Here is a 24,451-nt window from a genome sequence, read left to right as displayed (position 1 = left end):
GCGAAAACCGCATTCAGAACGCGTAGCAGGCGCGCGCGCCGACGCGGTCATACCGCAGAGGCCATCACATTTTCTCTGACGGCGCGACCCATTGCGTCGCCTTGCCCGAATCCAGGGCTTCCACCAGCGCGGCGAGCGGCATTGGCTTGGCGATGTAATAACCTTGGGCTTGCCCCGCGCCGATTTCGCGCAACGCAGCGAGCGTCATCGCATCTTCGACACCTTCCGCGACTACACGCAAGTCAAGCGATTCGGCCATGCGCACGATCGCCCGAACAATAGCCCGCGTGCGCGGATTCGACGATAGGCCGAAGGTGAACGACTTGTCGACCTTGAGGCCGCTAAAGCGATACTCGTGGACATAGCTGAGTGACGAAAAACCGGTCCCGAAATCGTCCAGTACCACGGACACGCCGTTGTCGGCCAAGCGCTGCATCGTACGCCGTGCTATCTCTGGCTCCGCAATCAGCGCGCCCTCTGTTAATTCCAGACAGATGCGCGACGGCGCGACTCCGTGCTGCTGGAGGAGCGCGAAGACGTCGTCCGCAAAATCCTCGCGAGTCATGCTGTAACTGGAACAGTTCACATGTACGGGCGGCCAGCCGGCGAGCCCCGGCTGCGCGAGTATCACTGCGATACGATTGAGCATGTATAGATCGAGCCGACCCATGACCCGGAGTCCTTCCATCGCAGGCAGAAATTCTCCAGGGGTGAGCACCCGGCCGTCTGGCTGGCGCCAGCGAATCAGGGCTTCGAGCGCAGTCAGACGACCAGTGGCGGTACAGACGATCGGCTGAAAGAAAGGCACGAGTTCATCGTCTTTTTTGAGCGCAGCGCGCAAGCTGCCTTCCTGTTGCATCTGATCCGAAACCTGGCGTCGCAATTCCTGATTGAACACCACGTAACTGTCACGCCCGCCGTTTTTTGCCCGGTACATCGCCGTATCGGCATCGCGCAGCAGGTCCGCCGGTTCGCCGTGAAAGTCATCGTCAGCGGACACAATGCCGATACTGCATGACGAAAAAACCACGTGATCGCCGATAGAAAACGGCACGTCGAATGCTGACAGTATCCGCTCGGCGAGCTCGATAGCGTCTTCGACGGAAGCCTCGGCGGAGAGGATCGCGAATTCATCTCCGCCGAGGCGCGCAAGCATGCATTTATCCGCGAGACAGTCACGCAGCCGCGTGGCCGCCGACACCAGCAGCTGGTCGCCGAAATGGTGACCCAGACTGTCGTTCACAACTTTGAAGCGATCGAGGTCGAGAAACATTACTATCAGTTGCTGCCCGGCGTCGCGGTGCCTCGTCCATTCCGCACCAAGCCGCTCGAGCAAATAACGGCGATTAGGCAGACCGGTCAGTGCGTCATGAAAGTTCTCGTGCCACAGTTGCGCGTTTGCCTCGTCGAGCTCCCGCGTGCGTTCCTGAACGCGTGCTTCCAGCTCGACGTTGGCAGCATGTAGTGCATCGGCGGCGCTGCGTCGTGATAACGCAGTGTCGATGTGACGTGAAACAAAGGTCAGCAGTTCCTGATCGCGCGGCGTGTAGTGGACGTCCGGGGAGTAGCTTTGTACTGCAAGCATGCCCCGTACGTTGCCGCCTTCGAAAAGCGGGATGCCGAGCCAGGAACGCAGATTGAGCTGATCGTGGTCAAGTTCCACCTTTCCTTCGCGAATGAGGCACTCTGCATCGGCGCGATTCAGTAGACACGGCCGACGCAGCGAGATCACGTATTCCGTGAAACCTCGTTTGCGACGTCGCGGAGCCGGCTGATGGTGAACGAGTTCATCGGCGTAGTAAGGAAACGAAACCGTTTCGGTATTCTCATCGTAAAGCGCGATGTAGAAGTTATGCGCGTCGAGCAGTTCTCCGAGGATGCCGTGGAGATTGCGAAAAAACCCGACCATGTCTCCCGGCGCGCTAGACAGTTCCGCGATTTTGAAAAGCGCACCTTGCAAATGTTCCGCGCGTTTGCGCTCCATTACCTCCTGACGCAACGCAGTGTTGAGTTCTGACAGTTCGGATGTTCGCCGGGTGACGGTTTCTTCCAGATTGGCGCGATGAAGAATTCGGTCCAAGGCCATTGCAACGTGACCCGCGACTACCAGGAACAACGCGCGGTCTTCGGCGCTATAACTGCGCGACACGTCGTACACCTGCATGGCAAGCATCCCGAATACTTCATCCGATGCATTTTTTAGCGGCGCGCCCATCCAGAACTCCGGGCGGTCGCCAACGCAATAGAAACGTCCCTGCTTTTCAGCCTCGATAATCCCCGCAGCGTCGATCAGCAACGGTTGTCCACTGGTCAGCACGTGGCCCGTCAATGACAGGCGGTCCGGGTCGACGACGTCGTAGCTTTCCGGCTCGAGCGCCTCAACGTCGATAACATCGACGTAATACGGATAGGTGATGCGTCCGCTTGCCTGTTCATACAGCGCTAGATAGAAGTTTTCCGCGTCGATTATCGTCGCGAGCTGCCGGTGCACGGCGAGCAGGAAAGCCGAGCGCTCGCGGACAGTGCTGGCTATGTAGGCGATCTCGTACAGTACCTGCTGCGTCTTCTGCGCGCGCGCGAGCGCGTCGGCAAGCAGTTGCACTCCCAGCGCATTCGCGAATGCGGCAAGGGCCTCGTTATGCGGCTGGGAAGGCGGTGCAAGGAGCCATCCGAAAGCGCGGTCGCTGGGTCCCGTCGGCCAGCAATGCAAAGCTTCCGCCTCACAAAACTCGCTGAGTTTATTGTTGGCCAGAACTTCCGGCCATCCCCGGTGTGTGCGGGCATGCGCCGCCAGATGTAGTTTTTGTCCCGCGCGATACCATGCCCACTCTCTCCCGCGTAGAAGGTCGCCCGACGCTCGAAGGAGGTTATCGATCGATGCTGTCGCCTCTGTTGATGCAGTCAGGTGCATCACTGGACTTCCGGCAACTGTCGTCGGATTGTCGTCCTTCACTCCTGTCAAGCCGCGATGGTCCCCGGGAACGATATTCATCGACGCTCCATGCAATATTGGTCTTGCATGCCTCCACATCCAGTAACGATCTCTATGGCGTCGGAGCTTTTTAGAATTTGGCTGCCGACACTCGCTTAACGGCAAGTGGGGGGTTTTCCTTTATGGCGACATGATTTCCATGTGGGCAGCGGTTTTAAGGACATCGCAGTCCGGGCTTCTGCGCTGCTGGCGAGACCGTCATCACCCATCGGCTAAAAAGTCATCGTCAACCGACGCGAAGCGTGTCCATTTAGCGTCACAGGCGATGTTCGGTTTGCCGACAAACTGTGGCTAAAGTAACAACCTGGTCTGCGCACAGACCTGACCGGACATATCCAATGCGGAGGCGCGGGCGTGCTCGGGGGTGGGGTGTGCGATGTCGCGAGAGACGCTTGTCGACCCGAAGCGGTCCTCGACCTTTCTCCAAACGAGACATTCGTTGCTTGTGGTGAAGCTTCGGATGGTTGACATTTGTCACAACTGCAAGGGCACTTAAACTAGGCCGGCACAAACTGCCTTCTTCGTGATGCAAATCGGGACCGCAGTCCTCCGGGACATGACTCGCGAGGTCTGCTACGACTTTCCGCGGCGAGGTTGGGTTCGCGCCGTCCGACCTGCTCGGCATACCCTCAGGCCCTCCCAGTAGTCGCTGTTGGCATGATCAGCTATTTCGGGAAGTAGAGGGAGATCCGGCGGCTGCATCGGCGAAGGGCGCCCAGGATGGACATTTTTTGGGTTCAATCCACGTCGGCTTCTCGCCATCGATTCGCTCACCTTCGAAATGCATCCCACTGTGACGTAGCCCGACGAGGCTAACAGGGGCAGCAAACATTCAGTGGCGATCATCCGCTTCCAAGCGCGGCGCGATCGATGAGCATCCTCTGAAAGTGGGTCCCCGAGTGAGGTCCCGACTGCTCCGGGTGATCCGACCTCCATCACAATGCACGTTTTGTCCGGGCGAACGTCGCCTCTGTCCGTTGAGTGCGACGCGGCTCAGGCTCTAAATTGGCGGCATTAAACCCAACGGGCGCTTGCGAGAAGCAAGGTTACCTCGCGCGCCATCTCGTCCGAGCAAACCGCCAGCGCAGGGGAGTGGTCGGGCGACTCTAGAGGAGACACCGCCATGGCCCATCAGATAACCTTCCGTTTTGAGGACGGAGTGACCCGCTTCATCGAGTGCAAGGAGGGCGAGCGTGTCACCGATGCCGCCATTCGCGCCAGGATCAATATTCCACTCGATTGCCGTGATGGTGTGTGTGGCACATGCAAGGCGGTCTGCGAGTCCGGCGACTACGTATTGGGCGACTGCATGGAAGATGCGCTCAGCCCCGAAGAGGCGAGCGCCCGCAAAGTTCTCACCTGCCAGATGAGCCCGTGTTCCGACTGCGTAATCCAGCTCGCCACGAATTCCGATGTCTCGGGAACCGGCCCGTCCTCGCACCAAGGACGGATCGTCGCCTGCGAACGAGCGTCGGACACCACGATCACCTTCTCGGTCGAGTTGGAAAAGCGCGGGGATCTCAGCTTCCTTCCCGGGCAGTATGTCAACATCCGGGTGCCCGGCACCGATCAGACCCGCTCCTACTCGTTCAGCTCGGGGCCGTCTGAGTCGCGTGTGTCCTTCCTGGTGCGCAATGTGCGTCAAGGGGCGATGTCGAATTGGCTGTGCGAATCCGCCAAGGTAGGAGACCAAATCGAATTTCGCGGCCCGCTGGGAAGCTTCTACCTGCGTCCCATTGAGCGGCCGGTGCTGTTTCTGGCGGGCGGCACGGGCCTCGCGCCGTTCCTCTCAATGCTGGACAAGATCGTCGCAGACGGCGGCAGTCCACACCCGATCCACATGGTCCTCGGTGTGAACACCGACGAGGATCTGGTCGGCATCGACCGACTCGAAGCCTATATGCAGCGCCTGCCGAACTTCACCTATGCCTGCACCGTCGCCAGTCCCGAGAGTGCCTTTCCCAACAAGGGCTTTGTGACCCACCACATAAGCGCTTCCCAGCTCAACGGTGGGGACGCGGATGTCTACCTCTGCGGTCCGCCGCCGATGGTAGATGCGGTGCGCGAATTTCTGTCGTTCGAAGCGATAACGCCGCGCAACTTTCATTACGAGAAGTTCGCGGGCACCGGGCTCGTGGTTCAGACCGGCGAGGAGCGCATCGCTCCTGTCGATGTCGATGAAGCCTTCGACATGCGGATGGCGCTCGAACTGGGAGCGGCTCAACTGACCATGGGCCGGCTGTCGAGCGAGCAATTGATCGTGTTCCGCCAGCTCGCCGAGGCAACGGCGCCGTTCGTGTCTGGGCGGCGTTTTACTGACGTTGCGCGCTATATCGAGGCCAACCACGTTTTCCACCTGTTCACCATCGAAGCTTCCGGCAACGCTCAGCTGATCGCGCTCTACCGACAACTGGCCGTAGAGGACTACATCGCTCGCGCGCTGACCGACCAGATAGAGATCGTCGGCGATATCGTCCAGCAACACCGGGACATCGTTGCCGCCTTTGAACTGGGCGACCTGAACGCGGCACGGGACGTGATTGCGCTGCATGCGCTTCATTCCAAGGCCACGATGAGCCGCGCGCTGGAGCGTATGACCTTGGGCAAGACGGCCCCCGTCATCGCAGCGCCACCCGCCTCGTCTGCCCCGCCTGTCGTGCCGCAAAGTGTGCCGCAGATCTGCCCATTCACGGCCAAGACCCTTCCGCCCTATTCACACGAACTGGACTGGCCCGACGGGCTGGAGCCATTCAAGGTGGTCGATGACGGCTCGCAAGGCGACCCTTACGAGCACTACCGCTGGATGCGCGAGAACGCGCCGGTGCTGCGTTGCCAGTCGGCGACTTCGGATGTGTGGTTCCTGTCGCGCTATGACGATGTCTACCAGGCGATCCGCAATCCGAAGCTATTTTCCTCCGAAGTCGTCAGCCCGCCACCGCTGACGTTCCTGACACTGTTCGACGCGCCCGACCATTCGCGCTTGCGCAAGGTCGTCCAGCCGTCGTTCCTACCGCTGGCGCTCGATCCCTTCATCGGGCAGATCGGACAGAGGGCGGAGCATCTGCTCGACGCAATGATCGCCAAAGGCGGCGGCGACGTCGTCGACGATTTCGCTATCCCGCTCAGCATCTCGACCATCTCCACGATGATCGATGTGCCGAACGAAGACGAGGAAAAGATGAAGTTCTGGTCGGACGAGACCTTCAGCTACTTCGGGCGCCTCGCCCGCAATGCGCCAGGGACTGGCACCGACGAGCAGAGCGCGCAGGCTTTCTTCGCTTACCTGAAGCAAGCGATGGAGCGGCTCGCTCGCACCGACAGCCAGTCGATCGGCGGGCATATCGCGCGCATGTGGAAGGACGGGTTGCTTACCGAGAAGGAAGCGAAGGAGTTGTGCGCGTTCGTCTTCATCGCCGGGCACGACACGACGACCATCCTCGTCGCCAACGCTTTTCGGATGTTCACCGAACAGCCGGAATTGCTCGGACGGATCCGCGAAAACCCCACCGACGCGGATCGTTTCGTCGAGGAGGTGGCGCGCTATCGTGGCACCGTCCAGCGCGTAAGCCGCATCACCACAGAGGCGACCACTGTTGCGGGCATCGATCTGCCCAAGGGCGCGGTGGTGCGCTTGCTGCTTTCGGCTGCGAACCGTGACAGCCGGAAGTTTGCGGACGGCGAGAGGTTCGACATCGACCGCGATTCTAACGGTCATTTGGGTTTTGGCAACGGCATGCACAAATGCCTTGGTGCTCCGCTCGCCAAGCTGGAGACGCTGATTGCGACGAAGGCTCTCGCCCGCAAGATTGGCGATATCGCGCTTGATCCGGCACGACCGATCCAGTATGTCAGGGGCAATAACCTGACCAACTCCGGGCCGGAACACCTGTTCGTGAAGTTCCGTGGGTTATCGGCCTAAAGCGGATGACAGAAGGCGCGGTCGAGTCAACCCGCGCTTCCCTTGTCGGACGGCACGGATCGATCATGCGCCGCGGAACGGTATTCGGTTGGCCGCAGCCCGGTCTGCTTGCGGAAGAAGCGACCGAAATAGGCCTCGTCCTGAAAGCCCAGTTCACTGGCGATCTGCTTCACGCTGAGCGTCGAATAGCCGAGCAGCCGCTTGGCTTCATGGATCGAGCGCGCATCGATTGCCTCGATTGCCGAGACTCCGAAGGTCGCGCGGCAGATGCGCGAGAGCTGGCCGGTGCTCACGCCCATCTCGTCGGCATAGCTGCCGACCGGGCGCCGCTCACGGCAATGGCGGTCGAGCAACGCGCGGAAACGCTCGATCCGCCCGGCCATGGTCCGTTGCTCGGAACTGGTTGAAAGCCGGGCGCTCTCGCTGAGGCGCCCGATCTTGACGAACAAGGCAATCGTCAGTGCCGCGCCCGCGGTGAACTGCCAGCGCTCGTGGCTCTCCGCCTCGCGCCCGATCGACTCGAATAGGTCGCCTAGAGACGTGCCACGCTCGACCACGGGATCGACCGACAGCACTGTCGGTGCGCGGATGAATTCCAGCAGCTCCGGCGCGGCCGCCATCGCCAGCGATTCCAGTGCGGACTGCGCGGCAGTGATGACGTGACCGTCGACGTCGCTGCGAAAATGAAAGCCGTGAACCGAGCGCGCTGGTACGACGATCAGGCATGGCGCAACGACCGCCCAGTTCTTGCCGTCGATGAACGTTTCGCCGCCCCCGGCGGTGACGTAGAGCACCTGGATCAGCGCGTCATGGACGTGCGGCTTGATGTCGAAGTCGAAACGGCCGGCACGCAGGGGAATGCGTTCGTGATGGACCATGTCGACCCAGGATTCGTCAGCTTCCGCGCCGTAGAGCGAGAAATGCAGAACGGTCCGTCGGCGCTGTGTGTCATTGGCCATGATGCACGTTATGTCCTGCTCTATGTGATCTCTGTCCATTGTTCCATAGGCGCCGTGGGCGTTCAATGGCCATGCGGATTTCCGCTACCGAAATCGCATCGAAAATTTCAGAAGGGATAACTACATGAGACAGGAGCTTGAAATTAGCGCCGCCGCGCCGGCCCCTTACTCGCTGACCCTGGACGGAAAGGTCTGCGTGGTCACGGGTGCGGGCAGTGGCATCGGCGCCGGTATCGCGCGCGCGTTCGCCAGCGTCGGAGCACATGTGGCGCTGGTGGACCGGAATATTGGCGGCGCCGAAGCTGTCGCCGCCGAACTCCGGCACGCCGGTGCGGTGGCGCAGGCGATCCGCTGCGACGTGTCGGACGAAGCCTCGGTTGCCAAGGCTGCCGGCGCGGTTCGTGCAGCGCTCGGCCCGGCCAGCGTGCTCGTCAACAATGCGGGGCTGCTGCGAGCCGGACCCCTCGACACGGTGTCGATCGCGGATTGGAACCAGGCCATCGCCGTGAACCTGACCGGCTATCTACTGTGTGCTCGAGCTTTCGGGGCCGACATGCTGGCGGCAGGGAAAGGTAGCATCGTTCACGTTGCCTCGATTGCGGCACTCAATCCGCAGACCAATAGCGGTTCGTACAGCCCGAGCAAGGCGGGCGTGCTGCTGCTGTCGCGTCAGTTGGCAGCGGAATGGGGCCCTCGCGGGGTGCGCAGCAACTGCGTACTGCCCGGCATGATCCGCACCGCGCTGTCCGCGAAGTTCTACGAGGAGCCCGGCTTCGAGGCTCGCCGCGCCGCCGCCACCGCGAGCCGCCGCATCGGCGAGCCGGAAGACCTCGCCGGCCCCGCCCTGTTCCTCGCCTCCGACCTGGCTGCCTACGTCAATGGCGCGGAGGTGCTGGTCGACGGCGGGCTCGATTGCATGTTGATGGACATGGTCCCGCGCCCCGGCTTCAACGCCACCCCGGCGGCCGCGTGAGCACCACCATAACGACAAGGAGAGTGGATATGGTCAAGGAGATCCCTTGCGATCTGATCGTGGTCGGATCGGGTGCCGCGGGCCTCGCCACCGCGATCACTGCACGCAAGCGCGGCCTCGATGTCATCGTGCTCGAAAAGGAGCCCGTGTTCGGTGGTACCACCGCGCTGTCCGGCGGAGTCTTGTGGATTCCGCTGAGCAAGTATGGCCGGCAGCAGAATCCGGCTGACACCGTCGAGCGTGTGCGCGAATACATGATGAGCGAGACCGGCAGCAACTACGATGCGGCCGCGGTCGAATGCTTTATCGAGAACGGACCGAAGATGGTCGAGTTTTTCGAGCGGGAGACCGAGATGAAGTTCGTGCCAACGCTCTATCCGGACTATCACCCGGATGCGCGTGGCGGCGTCGACATCGGCCGCTCGATCCTCGCCGCGCCATATGACATTCGCGGGCTCGACAAGGACATGCGCCGTCTCAAGCCGCCGCTCGAGACGATTACCTTCATGGGAATGATGTTCAATTCCTCGAACGCGGACCTCAAGCACTTTTTTCGCGCGACGAAGTCGATTGTTTCGTTTTTCTACGTAGCCAGGCGTCTGGCTACGCACGTCAAGGAACTGGCGCTCTACCGGCGGGGGATCAACGTAACGAGCGGCAACGCACTTGCCGCGAGGCTCGCAAAGTCAGCGCTGGCGCTCGACATTCCGATCCACACCTCGACGCTCGTGGAGGAACTGCTGTGCGAGGACGGCAAGGTAGTCGGCGTGCGCGCGAGCGCAGCGGACGGCGACCTGCGGATCACCGCGAGGCACGGCGTTGTGCTGGCTTGCGGCGGCTTTCCGCATGATCTCAAGCGCATCGCGCAGGTCTATCCGCATGTGAAGCGTGGCGGGGAGCATCTCTCGCCTACTCCCGTGGGCAATACGGGCGACGGGCTGAACATGGCGGAAAAGATCGGGGGGGCCGTGGCGCTCGGCTTCGACGATGCGTCGGCCTGGATGCCGGTCTCGAAGGTGCCTTTCGGCAAGGGCCGCACCGGCGTATTCCCGCACCTGCTCGACCGCTACAAACCCGGCGTGATCGGCGTGCTGAAGAACGGCCGGCGTTTCACCAACGAATCGAACTCCTACCACGACGTTGGCGCGGCGCTGATGCGCGCCTGCGAAGGTGAACGGGAGACGGCAATGTGGCTGATCTGCGATAAGGTCGCGCTCGGCAAGTATGGACTCGGCTATGCGAAGCCCGCGCCCATGCCGGTGGGGCCGTTGCTACGCAAAGGCTATCTCGTCAAGGGGGAGACGTTGGGCGACCTGGCGCGCAATTGCGGGATTGCTTCGGAGGCGCTCGAGAAGACGGTCTCTGCCTACAATCGCGACGCCGAGCGCGGAGTAGACCCGGCGTTCCAGCGCGGCAGCACCTCGTTCAACCGCTATCTCGCCGATCCGGACCACAAGCCCAATCCTTGTGTTGCGCCGATCGCGACCGGCCCATTCTATGCGGTGAAGGTCGTGATGGGCGATCTGGGCACGTTCGACGGCCTCAGGACCAGCGTCACCGGCGAGGTGCTGCGCGCCGACGGCAGCCAGATCGACGGCCTTTATGCGGTCGGCAATGACCGGCGCAGCGTAATGGGCGGCAACTACCCGGGCGCCGGCATCACTCATGGGCCCAACATGACGTTCGGCTATGTCACCGGCAACGCGATTGCCTCCAAAGCGGTGACTCACAGAGAGAAAGAGTACGCATGAATACCCAGCCCTTGTTTCTGGCAAAGCCCCTGGTGGATTTCCGGATCTACACCATCGCGCTGCGCAAGATGCCCGAGTTTCTCGACGTATTCGACAGGCTCGCGATGCCGATCCTGCGCGAGACGCTTGGACATCCGCTCGGCTTCTGGACAAGTCTCGTCGGACCGCAGAACCAGTTCACCCACCTGTGGGGGTATGACGATCTGGCGGACTACGAACGACGTTGCTTTGCACGCGATACGCATCCGGATTTCCCGGCCTATCTCAAGGCGTCGGGCCATCTGATCGTGGCACAGGAGACACGGCTCATCCGTGCCGCCGCGCTGGCTCGTGTCGCAGAGTGCGCCGATGCTTGAGGACTTTGCTGTTAGCTAGAGCCCAGAATCAGACTGCTCCGTCCTCTGATTGCCGCAGAAACTCGAACACTCGAACGACAGTGCGTCGGATGCGGTGTGCAGGCAAACAAGCATCGTGGATCGTGTCGGCGTGGGGGACGGGCGATCGTTGACGATCTGGCCAGCACAGTCGAACGTCTCTTCATGGCCGAAGCCCGTCCCACCTCAAAGAGCGAGAACGGGATCGATCTCATTGCCTGTCAGCCCGAATTTCGCCATGCGAGCGCGATGCTCTCGCGAGCCAAGATATGAACGAAGCTGCGCGTTCACCGCATTGCGCAGATCGTTGTTTCGTCTGCCAAACGAGAACGCTCCGGATGGAACCTCTTGTTGCTTGCCGTTCGTTTCCGGTTTGTGCTCCACGGACTCAAAGATCGAACCTCCGATACGATCCGCCAGTATGCGGTTTCCCAAGGCTGTGCTCGCATACGCGTCGATCGCCCCCGAGCGAACTGCCTCAATCGCATCGGCCTGATGCTCGAAGGTTGCTATCTGATCCTCACGGACGCCTGATGCTCTCGCCGAGTCGTGTTGCACCTGTCCGGCAATGATGCCAAGGCGCGCATCGTCGCATTTGGCGAGAGACGCATAACTGATCAGCGCTTTCGGATTCCCAGCCCGAACCATGAACCCATCTCCTATCGCCCACACTGGCACGCTGAACGCGACCAGATTGGCACGGTCAGGCGTGACAAACAGCGGAGCATTCATGTCCCACCGGCCGGTTTCAACGCCGGGTAGAAGTTCACTGAACGTCGTCGGGTGATGCTCGATCCATGTGATCCCGATCGCTCGAAGAACTGCTTCGGCCAGGTCAATATCCGCGCCAGTCGCGGTGCCGTCTTCTTCCGTCCAACCGAACGGAGGTTCTTCGATGTACGCAATCGTTACCTTCATCGCTGGTTCTCGTGAAACAGAACGGCCATCAAACGCTGGAGCCGATTGTTGACGATTCTACTTGCATACGCGGATGTCACCTTTTGACCGAACCGTGCCCTATGCGATTCGCGTACCAAGGTGACACCCGCCGCACTCCGCTGGCGTCCACGGTCGTTTTCGCGACCCGGAACGGTCCATGAGGCTCGCATCGGCAAAACTGCATCTTTACGATACGTGCGGTCGTTGACGATGCTGTGATGGCCGAAATCCCGCAACCGAGGTAGGCCTGGCTGACACGCTCATCAGCAGCCAGGTCACCAGTTACACGACGTCACGGTTGCGTGGGCCAGCGCAGCGACGGCCCGAAATATCCTGACACCCAAGTGCCGTTGGCAGCGAAGTCCCATGTCGGCCCGAAGCTCGCAGGGTCGCGCAACTCCAGGTCGGTGAGACCGCTCGAACTGGCCACCGCCGTGCCCGAACCGACGCCGGCTTGCGCGCCCGACGACTCGCTGTTCCAGAAGACGTCCTTGGCGATGCTGCCGCTATTGTTGCCCGCGATGCCGCCCGCTGTCGCGTTGCCGTCCGGCGTGAGCTTCGCATACGCGTACGACTGCTCAATGCGGCCGGTATTGTTGCCAATCAGTCCGCCGACCGTCGTGCCGCCGCTCATCTGGAACGCGAAGGCGTAAGAACGAACGATGTCGCCATTGTTGGTGCCGACCAGGCCGCCAAATGTGCTCGGCGCACCGGCTGTCATCGAGTTGAGCGAATACGAACGATCGATGTGCCCGTCGTTGCGCCCGACCAGCCCGCCCAGTTCACCCGTACCGGTGATGTTCACACCCGCCCACGACCGCTCGATGTTGCCGAAATTCTCGCCGACCAGCCCGCCGATCACCGAGTTAGCGTTGCCCGTCGACGTGATGATGCCTGTCGCGCCGACATTGATCAGCGTCCCGTAATTGACTGCCGCGAGCAAACCTACGGGGCCCGAGGAAGACGTCCCCGTGCCGTCTGCCAGCGTGAAGTTGCGCACCACCCCATCCTGGCCGATCACGTTGAACATTCCGGCATTGGTGGCGAGATGAAGATCGGCCGGCAGATGGCCCATGCCGTCGAACTGGCCGGTGAACGGATGGTCGGCGGAGCCGATGCCGCCGAACTCGCCCGCATCGACGAATTCAATTCCGCGCGGAGCCAGCGCATAGTTGCCCGCGAGGTTGTTGTTCACCGCGCGCAGGTCGTCCAGCGACGCGATTAGCTGATAAGCCGTGAATTGCGTGAGCAGCCCACTGAACGGCGCGGCCTGCCACGACGGATTTGTGACTACCGTTCCGCGTGTGAAAGTGCCGTTGATGTCGTACAGCGCCGTTACGATGCCGGTGCTTCGCGACCAGTCGAGCGTGCCCTGATTGATCACGCTCCCGCCGTTGTCGAATCCATAGCTGTCGGCAGAAAGCGTAAGCGACCCCGCGCCGATGTTGGCGATGGTCACGCGCGGCGCGATGGTCAGCGAGTGCGCTGCATTGAGGTCAAGCGACGCGTCTCCGCGCCAGCGCAGACTCGCTTCCACGTCGATGTTCCCTTTGCCGTTCGCGCCCAGCTTGCCGTCGGCACCATTCGCGAGCACGTTGACCGACGCGCCGCGGCTCAGGCTGGCGCCGAGCGTGTCGGCGGTGCGCGCATCGACGGTGAAATCCCCAGTCGTGATGTTCCACTGTCTGGCCTGAACATCTGCGCCGCCCACCTTGACGCTGCCACCCGACATATCGACTACGCCGCGGCTGCCGTCCGCGTTGCGAGCGCTGATCTGAGCGCCGCGTGCATCGATGTTGCCGGTGTTGACGCGGTAGTTCGTGGTGGTGTCCGCGACGAGCCAGACGTGTCCGTCGCGCGTGGCCGTGCCGGTCGCGCGCAGCGCGCCCGAGTGACCGGCCAGCGCGAAGATGTTGCCGTCTGCCGCCTGAAGGTTGATGGTCGCCGCTTCGACGGTGCCGGTGTTTCTGATCGTGCCGCCACTTCCCACATCGACGGAAAGCTGCTGATACGCGCTGTCGAACAAGCGCCACTTGACGCCCTACGGCAGATTCCGCGTTGCCGTTTGGCGCATCAATCTTTCCTGCATTGACGACCTTGCTGGCCGATATAAGCAGAACGTCGCCGCCAGACGACGAGATCTTGCCGAGGTTGACGACATTCGCCGTCGAATTCCCAGTGTAGGCCGTTCCGCCGATTGTGCGCGGATTGAGGAAACTGTCGTCGGAAACGTCGAGGGTCGATGCCAGGAAGCGGCCACCCGTCGAAATCACGCCCGTTCGACCGATCAGCACGCCATTTGGGTTGATGAGATACACACTGCCCGTCGCGTTGAGCGCGCCGTAGATCGCGGAAACATCGCTGCCGGTCACACGGTTGAGCGTCGCGCCCGTGCCGTTGTTGATCGATACGGTGTTCCCCACGCCGATCGAAAAGCTGTCCCAATTGATGATGCCACGCCCGCCTGCCTGCGTGATGTTCAGCTTCCGGCCGTTCTGAGCGATGCTGCCCGTGCTGCCGACAAAACTGCCGCCCTGCGGCAGAGGTCCTGCCGCCACACTCGCGTGACCGTAAAGAAGCGCCGCGACGGTAACTCCTAATCCGGCCCACCGGCAGGCTAACGACCGCCGGCGATCATGGAGTACGCGTGTGCCACGCGCTAGCGCTGCAACGGTCATAGGCCCCCCTTTCCCCGCGCATCAAGGCTTCACCATCCCGAGCGAGCGCGCTTGACTCCGGGCCCGTCGGCACCCCCACTGATCCGAAGGTTAGCAGGCGGCACAGCAGTAGTCGGTCAAAAGTTAGCGGTTTGCGCTCTGGTCCCGCGGGAGCCAGGTCGGACCTTGGCGCCGCACGTGCGTCGGTTGCTGCGAGACCGTGCTATCACCGCAGCATCCACATGACGCAAAGACCGGATTCATCGCGGGACTGCACAATATCAAATTCAGGGGAACGGCCCTCTTGATTATGCAACTTGGGGCGACACGCGGCGTGATCGAGCGGAACAGGTCTTCGCCGGCAGAAACAACAACGCGACGTTCGACAACGGGACAGAGCGTCATCAACTGCCGATATATGCCTACTTCTATTCCCTTGCCAACACGACTCAGCCTGCGCGCGGTCGGCCGCCTCCGACCCACAAGGGTCACCCGACCCAGCGACGCTTCGATGGCAGTTACCTGGCTGCAATGGCCATTCGGTTGCACGCGTCGGTCGATGGGTGCTCAGCCAAAAACCAACGGTCAGCTGTCTCCGTTAGTGAGGCAGCTTCAGCTGGCTTTACTGGTATCTTGACATCCGCAATCGTGATGTAAGGGTTCAGCGTAGGCAAGTATTCGCGCACTGACATACGCGACGGAATGCGACATCGCAATGATATCTCCGTCCGACGCCTTAAATTCTCCAACTTGCTGCCGATATAACGAGAGGGTCCGCAGACCGATTCGTGGCCTCAGTATCTTCACTAGCACAATGACCAGAACAATATGACCAACCCGAGAATACTTGCTTTACTCGCGCCATTGACCATGCTTGCTGCATGTTCGGTCGTCGCGACGCCTTATTCGCCTTCCGTCGAAAATATCCAGACGCTCAAGAGCGCAGCGCCCGTGCACGCGCGCATCGGCGACTTCAGCAGTCTGGACGGGGGCAACAATCGCTATCCGTTAGCCGTGCGCGCAAACGTGATGCGCTCGCCCGTCGGGAATTCGTTCGCGGAGTACCTTTCGAATGCAGTTACGCAGGAGTTGACGCTGTCCGGCACGCTTTCACCGTCGGCATCGGTCGAGCTCGATGGAGTACTCCTCGAAAACAATGTCGATGTTGGCATCGGCACGGCTACTGGGACGATCGCGGCCCGTTTCGTCGTCAAGCGCGACGATGCCGTGCGCTACGACCAAGTGAAAACCGTGCGCAGCGAATGGGATTCCTCGTTCGCGGCGGCGATCGCCGTGCCGAGAGCTACTCAGCAATATCCGCTGATCGTGCAAAAGCTTCTCCGCGAACTCTATTCCGATCCGGCGTTCATCAGCGCCATCCGCTAATCCGTCCATTACTTCAATCAGGAAATTTTTCATGGCATTCAGCAACGTATTTCGCGCGGCATGCGCGGCCGGCGTGATCGCGCTTCTGTCGGGTTGCGCGCACGACATCACGATCTCGGGCGACAACGCCGCGCTCGTTTCGAAGACAGTTGCGCCGATCGACAAGACGGTCGGCCTCGTTATCACCGACGAAGAGCGCAACAAGGAAGTCGTCACCCCGGGCGGTGGCGGCGACAAGGTCGCCTACAAGCCCTATCAGGATCTTGAACTGCCGATCTATCTCGAACTGAGCAACGTCTTCAAAGACGTCGTCAAACTGAACACTGTGCCCGACGCGGCGACCTTGCGGTCGAAAAACCTGAGCTACATCGTGACCCCGACGATTACGACTACCTCGTCTTCGCCTAGCCTGCTCACTTGGCCGCCGACCGACTTCACGGTGAAGCTCGAATGCACCGTGACCGACCCGAGCGGCAGGATCGTGGCGAAGAAGGCAGTTACGGGCTCGGGCCATGCCGAGTTCAGCGAATTCAAGCGCAATTTCGGACTGGCCGGTCAACGAGCCACGCTCGACGCCGTTCAGAAGATGCAGTCGGCGATGCAGGAAACCGCTGAGCTTCGGTAGTAAGCGGGCGCTTTTGCGAATGTGTGCATGCCCGGGTAATCGGGCATGCACCTTAGCACTGCCGTTGTTCGGGGCGCTGTGGGACCGCTGGAGTTGGTTTTAATTCGAGGGCGGCGAGTGGCTGGGCTCGGAGTGCACCGGCCGTTCGAGTGGCCGCCCTACGATTCAGGCGAGCGGCAGAAACTGGCCGCCTTGGCAATACCACTGCCAATTTGCTCGCCGGAACCCGGCCATTGCGCGGGGACGGACGAGACCTTGGGTACTCAAATTGGATGGCGACCTCGACCGACCGCTTGTGGCCCGTTTGAGGAAACTGGTCCTCATCGACGCTGAGGACTTGTTTTGGTCCGGAGGCTTACTTCGGCCGTGCAAAATTGCTCGGACTTCGGTTTTCCAGTCGAGCAGCAATTCGGCGACGCGGTTGGAATGTTCTGGATTCGCATCCAGACCCATTCGCAGGCTCGCGATGTTGTCAAGGTATGCCGCGATTGTCGACACATTCGCTCCCTCACCCTGCAGCATTGAGAAAACGATGGGCAGGTACCCGTAATATTCGTCGCGTGCTGCCGGGCTGTTTGCGACGCCAAGCGGGTCCCAAACATAGAACAGAACTTCATCCACTCGCCGGTACAATTCCAGCTCTTCATCGGCCAATTTGTGTCCCATTACTTCTCCCTTATTCGCCACTCGCTATCCGGAGACGGACACGGAAATTGTCCACGATCTAGGCGGTGGCGTCGAATGACCGGACGTGCCCCAACCCGAAAGCTCAGCCAGCTCCCCACCCATCACCCGGACCTCCAGGCGACCATCCCTTTTGCCCCGAAGCGGTCACCACATCAACTCATTTGTCGATAACAGGTTTGCGGTCCAAAGCGGCCGTCGTTCTGACCACCGACGACCGCGAACCGCCTTCCATCCGCTTTCCACCGCCTAACGCCGTCTCGAGCTTGTTTCGATCGAGCCCGCCTTCCCACGCCGACACCACGATCGCCGCCACCCCATTGCCGACGATATTGGTCAAAGCCCGGCATTCGGACATGAAGCGGTCGATGCCGAAGATCAGCACCATTGCGCTCACGGGAACCGTCGGCACGACGGACAGGCTCGCGGCGAGCGTGATGAAACCCGCGCCCGTTACGCCGGTCGATCCCTTCGAGGTCAACATGGTGACGAGCAGCAAGGTGATTTTTTGCGCGAAGGACAAGTGCGTGTTGGTCGCCTGCGCGAGGAACAGCACGGCGAGCGTCATGTAGATGTTGGTGCCGTCGAGGTTGAACGAGTAACCGGTCGGCACGACGAGCCCGACGACGCCCCGCGGGCAACCCAGCCGTTCGAGCTTGTCCATCAGTTGCAGCAGGGCCGCTCGGACGTCGAGGTGCCGAGCACGATCAGCAATTCGTCGCGAATGTAGGCGAGAAAGCGCCACAGACTAAAGCCGCACAGGCGCGCGACGAGGCCGAGCCCGACCGCCACGAACAGAAATGCGGTGAGATAGAACGCGCCGATGAGCTTGAGCATCGGCACCAGCGACAGGATGCCGTATCGGCCGATCGTAAAGGCCATCGCGCCGAAGGCGCCGATCGGCGCAAGACTCGTAACCATCCGCACAATGCGGAAGAACGCTTTCGAAAGTGTCTCGACCAGTTGGGTGACCGGCGCGGCGGGCGCCCCCATCAGCGCGAGCACGGTGCCGAACAGCATCGCGATCAGCAGCACGGGAAGGATATCGCCCTGAACCAGCGCGCCGACAAACGGATCCAGATAAAGAGATCCTTCGACGACGTGCCCTACGGAAGCGCGCCGTCGATCGTGATGCGTCGCAGTAACGCGCAGGGGCGGGGGGGTGCTCAGCCGGCGAAGCGCGGCTCAGGGAAGTCGTGACCCCGGGTGGCTTCGTCCGGTTCGGGCGCGCAACGCGCACGTCGCGTCTCGCGATGGCGCGGCGCTCGTCGACGCGACTCCGGGAATCTACCGATCACGCCGCTTTCAGCGGCGGCAGACTGCTGACCAACCCCACGTTTTTTGGAGCGTGGGGTTTTGTTTTTCAGGCGTAGGAATTCGCACGATGGCCCGTGACGCTGCGGACCAGAAAGGCGCGAAGAACAGTAAAAACGCGCTGCGGGGCGCGGGCGCAGGCACTGCTCAGCCACCTTGCGCAGCCCGCGCATCCTCGCGTAGCGATGCCCGTGCAACTGCTTGGCGTCCGCGAAGCTGCGCTCCACGGTTTCCTTGCGCCGCTTGTAGATCGCCTTGCCCCAGTCGGTCAGCCGCCTTGCATTGACGCGCTCCTTCGCGCGCTCCCACACGTGCCGGATCAGCACCTTCACATGATTGGCGCTCGCCGTGCACTGGCCGCGCACCGCGCAGCCGCCGCACCGCGCAGGGTCGGACCTGAACTCCTGGTAGCCCGCGCGGTTCGTGGTGCTGTAGCGCAGCACCTGTCCCTGCGGGCAGGTGTACTCCTCGCGATACCGGTCGTATTTATAGTCCTTCCTGTAGAAGAACCCCGGTTTGTGGCTGGGCGTGCGGTAGCCCATCACCCCGTCGATGCCCCGATCCACCAGCCCCTGACAGATGGCCGGCGTGAAGTAACCCGCGTCCAGCCCCACGGCCTGCACATGGAATCCGAAGCGCCTGCGCTGCCGGTCCAGACGCGCCAGGTAAGGCTGACTGTCGTGCACCGAGGCCGGCGTCACGTGGGTGTCGGTGATGATCGAATAGCGCGCGTCGACCGTGCGGTGATCCAGATAGAAGAAGCCCGTGGGCTTGTCGTCGCGCACCATGTAGCCGCTGTCCGGGTCGGTGCGGCTGATCTTCGTTTCCTTGTGCTCGCCGCCGGCAGCCGGACCCGACCCGGCATCGTCGCCGCCGCCTTTGCGCCCATCACGCGCAAGCGGCTTTTTACCGTGCGCGGCACGGTCCGCATCGACCGCGGCATCGAGCTCGGCCAGATACGCCGAGGGCGTCTGTTCAAGCTGGACCAGATCGAACTTGCGCTTGTTGGCGTTGGCCTTCAGGTGCGTGCTATCGGTGTAAAGCACCCGGCCCTCGACCATGTCACGCCCGATGGCCTGCTCAACGATCGCGTCGAAGATCTCCTGGTAGACCGTCGTGTCGGTAAAACGGCGCCGCCGGTTCTGCGAGAACGTCGAGGCGTCAGGCACCCGGTCGGTCAGCCGCAGGCGGGCAAACCACCGGTACGCGACATTGACCTGCACCTCACGCATGAGCTGGCGCTCGCTGCGCACCCCGAAGAGGTAGCCGATGAACAGCAGCCGGAACATCATCACCGGATCGAGCGCGGGCCGCCCGTTATCCGCGCAGTACAGGTGCGCCACCTTCTCGCGGATGAATTCCAAATCCACCGCCGCCTCGGTCTTGCGCAGCAGATGGGCCTTCGGCACGAGCTCCTCGAGCGTGACCATCTCGAGTTCGTGCTGCATGGGTGTCGGTTTCCTGAGCATGACGCCCATTAAACGACAAAGCCCGGCGCGTGGCCAGGCTTTGGGGGTACTTTGTCAGCAGTCTGAGGATGATCGATGCATCGATCATCCTTGGGCATCGAAGACGCGTGGATGCGACGCGCTAACGGGACCGTGGGCAATTTACTTGTTGTGTGCCAGTCGTCCGGATTAGCCATCACCGGCGGGACGGCTCGCCTGCCGCCCGTCAGCGGGCTGCAGCGCAACACGCAGCTGATCAAGCGTAAAGGGCTTACGCACCGCCGACCATTCGAAGCCAAGCGCTTCGTCATGCGGGACAGCGTTTCCCGACGCAAAAACAATCCTGAGTTCCGGACGGATGGCAGACGCGCGTCGCGCCAGTTCGGTGCCTGACATGTCTGGCATGACGACGTCGGTGAACAGGACGTCAAAGTCATTCCCGCCAAGCGCGTTCAGCGCCTGCGCCGCGCTTGCCGCGGGCTGCGGACGCATCCCGATCAGCATCAGCAACTCGCACGTCGCGTCAAGCGACGCGACGTCGTCATCCACGACCAGGATGCGCAGGCCGTTCCCGCCTCCGGCTGACAGGTGCGCGTCGCCAGGGCGGGCGCCGCCTGGACCGCTCTCGCTCGCATCGCCATTGCTGTTGCCGAGCACCTGCCGCACCTTGGCGGCGAGCTGCTGGCGGCTGTATGGCTTGCTCAGCAGCTCTACCCCCGGATCGAGTCGCCCGCCATGCACGATCGCGTTCTGCGTGTAGCCCGACGTAAAAAGGACCTTCAGACCCGGCAACATCTGAACCGCCCTTCGAGCCATTTCCGGACTGCGCAGCACGCCTGGCATCACCACGTCTGTGAACAGAAGATCGATGTGCACGCCGCTCGCCACGATGGTCAGTGCCTGATCGGCGTTATTGGCCCTGAGCACCGCGTAGCCGAGGCCGGAGAGTAATTCGACGACGGTCGACTGGACCTTCAGATCGTCCTCAACGACGAGAATTGTCTCGTTGCCGTGCTTCAGTCGGCCGGGCGTGGCTGGCGTAGTGTCAACCGCCACCCCGGTGGACCGGGGCAGATAGATCCTGACGGTTGTTCCCTCGCCGATCTCGCTGTACAGGCGGATGTGGCCGCCGCTCTGCTTGACAAAGCCGTAGGCCATGCTCAGACCTAGCCCCGTGCCCTGACCCTCCGGCTTGGTGGTGAAGAACGGGTCGAATGCACGTTCCATCACTTCCGGGCCCATGCCGGCTCCGGTGTCTGTCACGGCCAGCATCACATACTGCCCAGCCGCGACGTCGGGGAATGCCAGCACATATTCGTCGTCGAGCGTGGCATTCGATAGCTCAAGAGTGAGCTTGCCGCCGTCGGGCATGGCGTCGCGCGCATTGATTGCCAGATTCAGGATCACGTTTTCCAGTTGATGCGGATCGACGGTGGTATTCCACAGGCCCCCGGCAACGACCGACTCGATCGCGATCGTCTCACCCAGCGCCCGTCGCAGAAGATCGTCAAGTGCGCGAAGCTGACGTGCAGGATTGATGACGAGAGGGGCCAGAGGCTGCTGACGACCGAAGGCAAGCAGCTGTGACGCGAGCTTGGCGCCACGATCGACGGCGTCGATCGCGTTACCCAGCCGCTCTGCGCTCCAGTGATCGCGGCCATGCCTGCTTTCAAGCAGTTCCAGGTTGCCTCGCAGTACCTGGAGGACATTGTTGAAGTCGTGTGCCACCCCGCCCGTCAGTTTCCCGAGCGCTTCCATCTTCTGCGCCTGGAACAATTCGCTCTGCGTCTGCTCAAGAAGCTCGTTCGCGCGCCGTCGCTCAGTGATGTCCCTGGTGATTTTCGCGAATCCGACCAGTTCGCCGTCCTCGTAGATGGCGTCGATAACCACGTGCGCGAAGAAACGGCTGCCGTCGCTACGTACTCGCCAGCCTTCGGCCTCGAAACGACCCTCCCGCCTTGCTGTGTCCAGCCCCCTGAAGGGGACACCCGCAGCCACATCCTCCGGGGTGTAAAACCGCGAAAAGTGCGAGCCGATGATCTCGCCCTCGGTATACCCCTTGATTCGCCGCGCTCCCGAGTTCCAGCTCGTGATGTGCCCATCAGGCGAGAGCATGAAGATGGCATAGTCGGTGACGCCCTGAACCAGCAGGCGGAAGTTTCGTTCGCTCTTGAGCACGGCGTCGTGAACCGCCCTCTTGTCGCTGACGTCGCGAATCACCTTGCCGAAACCGATCAGCTGGCCCTCGCTGTCGCGTAGCGCCGTCATCACGACGTTGGCCCAGAACGTCGTTCCGTCGTTGCGCACCCGCCAGCCCTCCGTCTCATAGCGTCCAGTTTCCGTCGCCACCCGAAGCGCCGCCTCGGGTGCACCCGCAGCCCGGTCGGACTCGGCAAACAGGACAGAATATGCCTGTCCTATAATTTCCTCGGACCGGTAACCCTGGATGCGCTCGCCGCCGGGGTTCCACGTCAGGACAATGCCATCGGGCGAGAGCGCGAAGATGGAGTAGTCGTCGGTGGATTCAGCCCATAGCTGGAGCCAGACGGTGCTGAATTCTGCCGCTCGGGGGTCAACGTCATTCATGTGTATATGATCATGGTGGTCCTCCGTCGCGCGCGGCGTGAGGAAAAGAAAGAGCGGAGCAAGAATTGCGCCTACGTGGTGCCTGTATCTGAACGGCCACGTTCACCGGCCGTGTTTTCATCGCGTGCGAAGCTGACGCGTTGGACCGCCGTCGCGGCCATAGCCTAAGGAAAACCAGGCGACTGTCGCAATTTATCTCGCTCAGAATGGAAATAATTCTTGCGTAATGGGAATTCCTTGCCGCCACATTACTGCCTGTCGCGGAGGGCTTGTCATCCGTTGACTTGCGCGACCATGCGCAGCAGATCTTGGAGGCGATCGCCAGGGATCTCTCCGCACCGCAGGCGAGACAGGCGCAAATCGGCAAGTCGAAGGGTCTGACGCACGAGTCTGATCAGGCGCCCGAAACGGCTGCGCAAAGCCATGCAATGCTGCGTGCGCGGCACAGTTGTGATATCAACCAGCTGTCCGCGGAATACCGTGCGCTGCGCGCTGTTGCACTTCGACTCTGGCTGGATGAAGGCGGGGCCGAACCGCCCGGACTGGACGACATCGTTAGCTTTAATGAAGCGATTGATCAGGCGCCAACAGAGTCGGTGCGTTTCTTCAGCAGCCACAGGTGGACGGGTCACGCAACCCCTTCTGAGTATGCTCGGGCATGACATGCGCAGTCCCTGCAGACTATCCAGATGACCGCGCATCATCTTGCCAAACTCGATGCTGGCCAGCAGGTGTCCGCCGCTGCGGCCCGGGCCACGAACAGTCACTCGGCGTCAGTATCTTATTCGTCGACACCCATTAGCTGACCCGGTGTCTAGTGAGCAAACAATACCCTCGGCTGCGTGAGCAGCCGATTCTTATGCTACCGACCGAATGCAGTAACCGAGCGCACCCGATTTTTCGATTCATGGCTGCGACGCATCGCGCCAGACACCCATCAGGCTCAAGTGATCGGCGTACATCGGTTGCCTGTCGCCCTGGTGGCTTTGCCACCCCAGGAGAACTTTGGTGCCGCAACGTCTCCATCACGTTCGCACAATACTCCTGCTTGCCAAACGTCCAGCACCAATCCAGGTCTGGCTCGCGTTTCGGGGGGCGGTCCGCTTTTCTGCACATCGGGGGGGACGGCGGCACGGTATCCGATTCAATCGCGGTGGTTTCTCGCCAGTCGACGATCAGGGCTTGCCGGTCGTCGTGGTAAGGCTTAAGCGAAGCAGCGGGTCACATCAAATAGCTTTCGCTCCTTCAACATGTGGAAGCATGCACGGGCGAGCTTGTCGGCCAGTACGTTGCGGGCGATCACCGGATTAGTGTTCGCTTTCTTGCGCTCATAGAACTGCCGGGCTTCGGGGCTAAAGGCGGCTGCGCACCAGTTGCATGCGTTTGCGAGCCAGGCAGCAGGTGAGCCAGGTAGCGCGCGTCGGTCTGGTCGCCGGTGCGCTTGAGGCCGTCGTATTTTTTGATCGCCGTGGTGTTGGCCAGATGTACCACGAAACCGGCCGCCTGCAGGCCGTCGACAAGCCAGTACCAGTTGTATCTGGATTCGACTACCACGCCTGCCAGCTCGGCCCGCCGCGGGGCAAGAAACGGCAGAATCTTTGCCGGGCCGTTCGGTAATCGCTTTTGGCGACCACGCGGTCCGTTTCATCAAGCCACGCGTCCCAATTCTTAGCTGAACCTGTATATGTTCCGGGACCGGAAACCGTTCCTACGAGTCCGGGTGGTTGGTCCTGCCTGTGCCATAGCAATGCCGTTTTGTGCCAGGGTCATTCGGTGATGCGGAAGCGATCGAGGTCCTGATCCTTGAGCCATCGTGGTGCCCGCCCCCGGGCCGCTCCACGTAT

At 61.6% G+C, this 24,451-nt stretch carries 12 protein-coding genes and 4 pseudogenes; 7 read left to right on the top strand and 9 right to left on the bottom strand.

The window, feature by feature from the left end; all coding sequences use genetic code 11:
* Window positions 1-64: 64 nt before the first annotated feature.
* Complete coding sequence (locus tag ABIE53_RS05410) at window positions 65-2,992, bottom strand: bifunctional diguanylate cyclase/phosphodiesterase (protein ID WP_192700108.1); 2,928 nt, start codon at window positions 2,990-2,992, stop codon at window positions 65-67.
* Between the two features lie 1,123 nt (window positions 2,993-4,115).
* On the opposite strand from ABIE53_RS05410, the gene benC reads away from it, so the two are divergent.
* The gene (benC, locus tag ABIE53_RS05405; RefSeq protein WP_192700107.1) at window positions 4,116-6,911 is read left to right on the top strand and encodes a benzoate 1,2-dioxygenase electron transfer component BenC; all 2,796 of its coding nucleotides are present in this window, start codon (window positions 4,116-4,118) and stop codon (window positions 6,909-6,911) included.
* A gap of 26 nt (window positions 6,912-6,937) precedes the next feature.
* On the opposite strand, the gene ABIE53_RS05400 is transcribed toward benC, so the two are convergent.
* Window positions 6,938-7,870, bottom strand: a complete 933-nt coding sequence (locus ABIE53_RS05400) for a helix-turn-helix domain-containing protein (protein ID WP_192700106.1) — start codon at window positions 7,868-7,870, stop codon at window positions 6,938-6,940.
* 124 nt (window positions 7,871-7,994) lie between these two features.
* On the opposite strand from ABIE53_RS05400, the gene ABIE53_RS05395 reads away from it, so the two are divergent.
* The 3 genes from ABIE53_RS05395 to ABIE53_RS05385 are packed head-to-tail and all read left to right on the top strand — an operon-like array spanning window position 7,995 to window position 10,950.
* Window positions 7,995-8,843 carry an SDR family NAD(P)-dependent oxidoreductase gene (locus ABIE53_RS05395; protein WP_192700105.1) on the top strand — a complete coding sequence of 283 codons (849 nt, stop codon included), beginning with the start codon at window positions 7,995-7,997 and terminating at the stop codon, window positions 8,841-8,843.
* Window positions 8,840-10,594 (top strand): FAD-dependent oxidoreductase, encoded by a 1,755-nt coding sequence (locus tag ABIE53_RS05390; RefSeq protein WP_376914773.1) that lies wholly within the window; start codon window positions 8,840-8,842, stop codon window positions 10,592-10,594. Before ABIE53_RS05395 ends, ABIE53_RS05390 begins: the two co-directional genes overlap by 4 nt.
* Entirely contained in the window at window positions 10,591-10,950 is a 360-nt protein-coding gene (locus ABIE53_RS05385) for an NIPSNAP family protein (protein WP_192700103.1), read from the top strand. Before ABIE53_RS05390 ends, ABIE53_RS05385 begins: the two co-directional genes overlap by 4 nt.
* A 204-nt stretch (window positions 10,951-11,154) precedes the next feature.
* Here the strand turns inward: ABIE53_RS05385 and ABIE53_RS05380 are convergent, their stop codons facing one another.
* Window positions 11,155-11,886: a transporter substrate-binding domain-containing protein gene (locus tag ABIE53_RS05380; protein WP_192700102.1), complete on the bottom strand. Its 732-nt coding sequence runs from the start codon at window positions 11,884-11,886 to the stop codon at window positions 11,155-11,157.
* 313 nt (window positions 11,887-12,199) lie between these two features.
* Window positions 12,200-14,585, bottom strand: a pseudogene (locus ABIE53_RS05375) (two-partner secretion domain-containing protein).
* 930 nt (window positions 14,586-15,515) lie between these two features.
* Here ABIE53_RS05375 and ABIE53_RS05365 point away from each other — a divergent pair.
* Window positions 15,516-15,950: a hypothetical protein gene (locus ABIE53_RS05365; protein WP_376914771.1), complete on the top strand. Its 435-nt coding sequence runs from the start codon at window positions 15,516-15,518 to the stop codon at window positions 15,948-15,950.
* Window positions 15,951-15,981: 31 nt separating this feature from the next.
* Entirely contained in the window at window positions 15,982-16,575 is a 594-nt protein-coding gene (locus tag ABIE53_RS05360; protein ID WP_192700099.1) for a hypothetical protein, read from the top strand.
* 165 nt (window positions 16,576-16,740) lie between these two features.
* Here ABIE53_RS05360 and ABIE53_RS05355 read toward each other — a convergent pair whose 3' ends face one another.
* From ABIE53_RS05355 to ABIE53_RS05340, 4 genes and pseudogenes are all read right to left on the bottom strand, one after another.
* Window positions 16,741-17,241, bottom strand: a complete 501-nt coding sequence (locus ABIE53_RS05355) for a hypothetical protein (RefSeq protein ID WP_376914768.1) — start codon at window positions 17,239-17,241, stop codon at window positions 16,741-16,743.
* Window positions 17,242-17,419: 178 nt separating this feature from the next.
* Window positions 17,420-18,327: pseudogene (locus tag ABIE53_RS05350) on the bottom strand (cation:dicarboxylate symporter family transporter); the annotation flags it as partial.
* Window positions 18,328-18,710: 383 nt separating this feature from the next.
* A pseudogene (locus ABIE53_RS05345) lies at window positions 18,711-20,042 on the bottom strand (IS1182 family transposase); the annotation flags it as partial.
* A gap of 168 nt (window positions 20,043-20,210) precedes the next feature.
* Window positions 20,211-22,607: a hybrid sensor histidine kinase/response regulator gene (locus tag ABIE53_RS05340; RefSeq protein ID WP_192700580.1), complete on the bottom strand. Its 2,397-nt coding sequence runs from the start codon at window positions 22,605-22,607 to the stop codon at window positions 20,211-20,213.
* A gap of 269 nt (window positions 22,608-22,876) precedes the next feature.
* Between ABIE53_RS05340 and ABIE53_RS05335 the strand changes: the two genes are divergently transcribed.
* The gene (locus ABIE53_RS05335) at window positions 22,877-23,269 is read left to right on the top strand and encodes a hypothetical protein (RefSeq protein ID WP_192700579.1); all 393 of its coding nucleotides are present in this window, start codon (window positions 22,877-22,879) and stop codon (window positions 23,267-23,269) included.
* A gap of 696 nt (window positions 23,270-23,965) precedes the next feature.
* Here ABIE53_RS05335 and ABIE53_RS05330 read toward each other — a convergent pair.
* Window positions 23,966-24,259 (bottom strand): annotated as a pseudogene (locus ABIE53_RS05330) (IS110 family transposase); the annotation flags it as partial.
* Window positions 24,260-24,451 lie beyond the last annotated feature (192 nt).

The sequence above is a fragment of the Paraburkholderia sp. OAS925 genome, assembly GCF_040543975.1.
In the GTDB taxonomy this organism is placed as follows: Bacteria; Pseudomonadota; Gammaproteobacteria; order Burkholderiales; family Burkholderiaceae; genus Paraburkholderia; species Paraburkholderia graminis.
The sequence above is the reverse complement of the archived record's forward strand: the minus strand, read 5'-3'. Positions and strand labels throughout refer to the sequence as shown.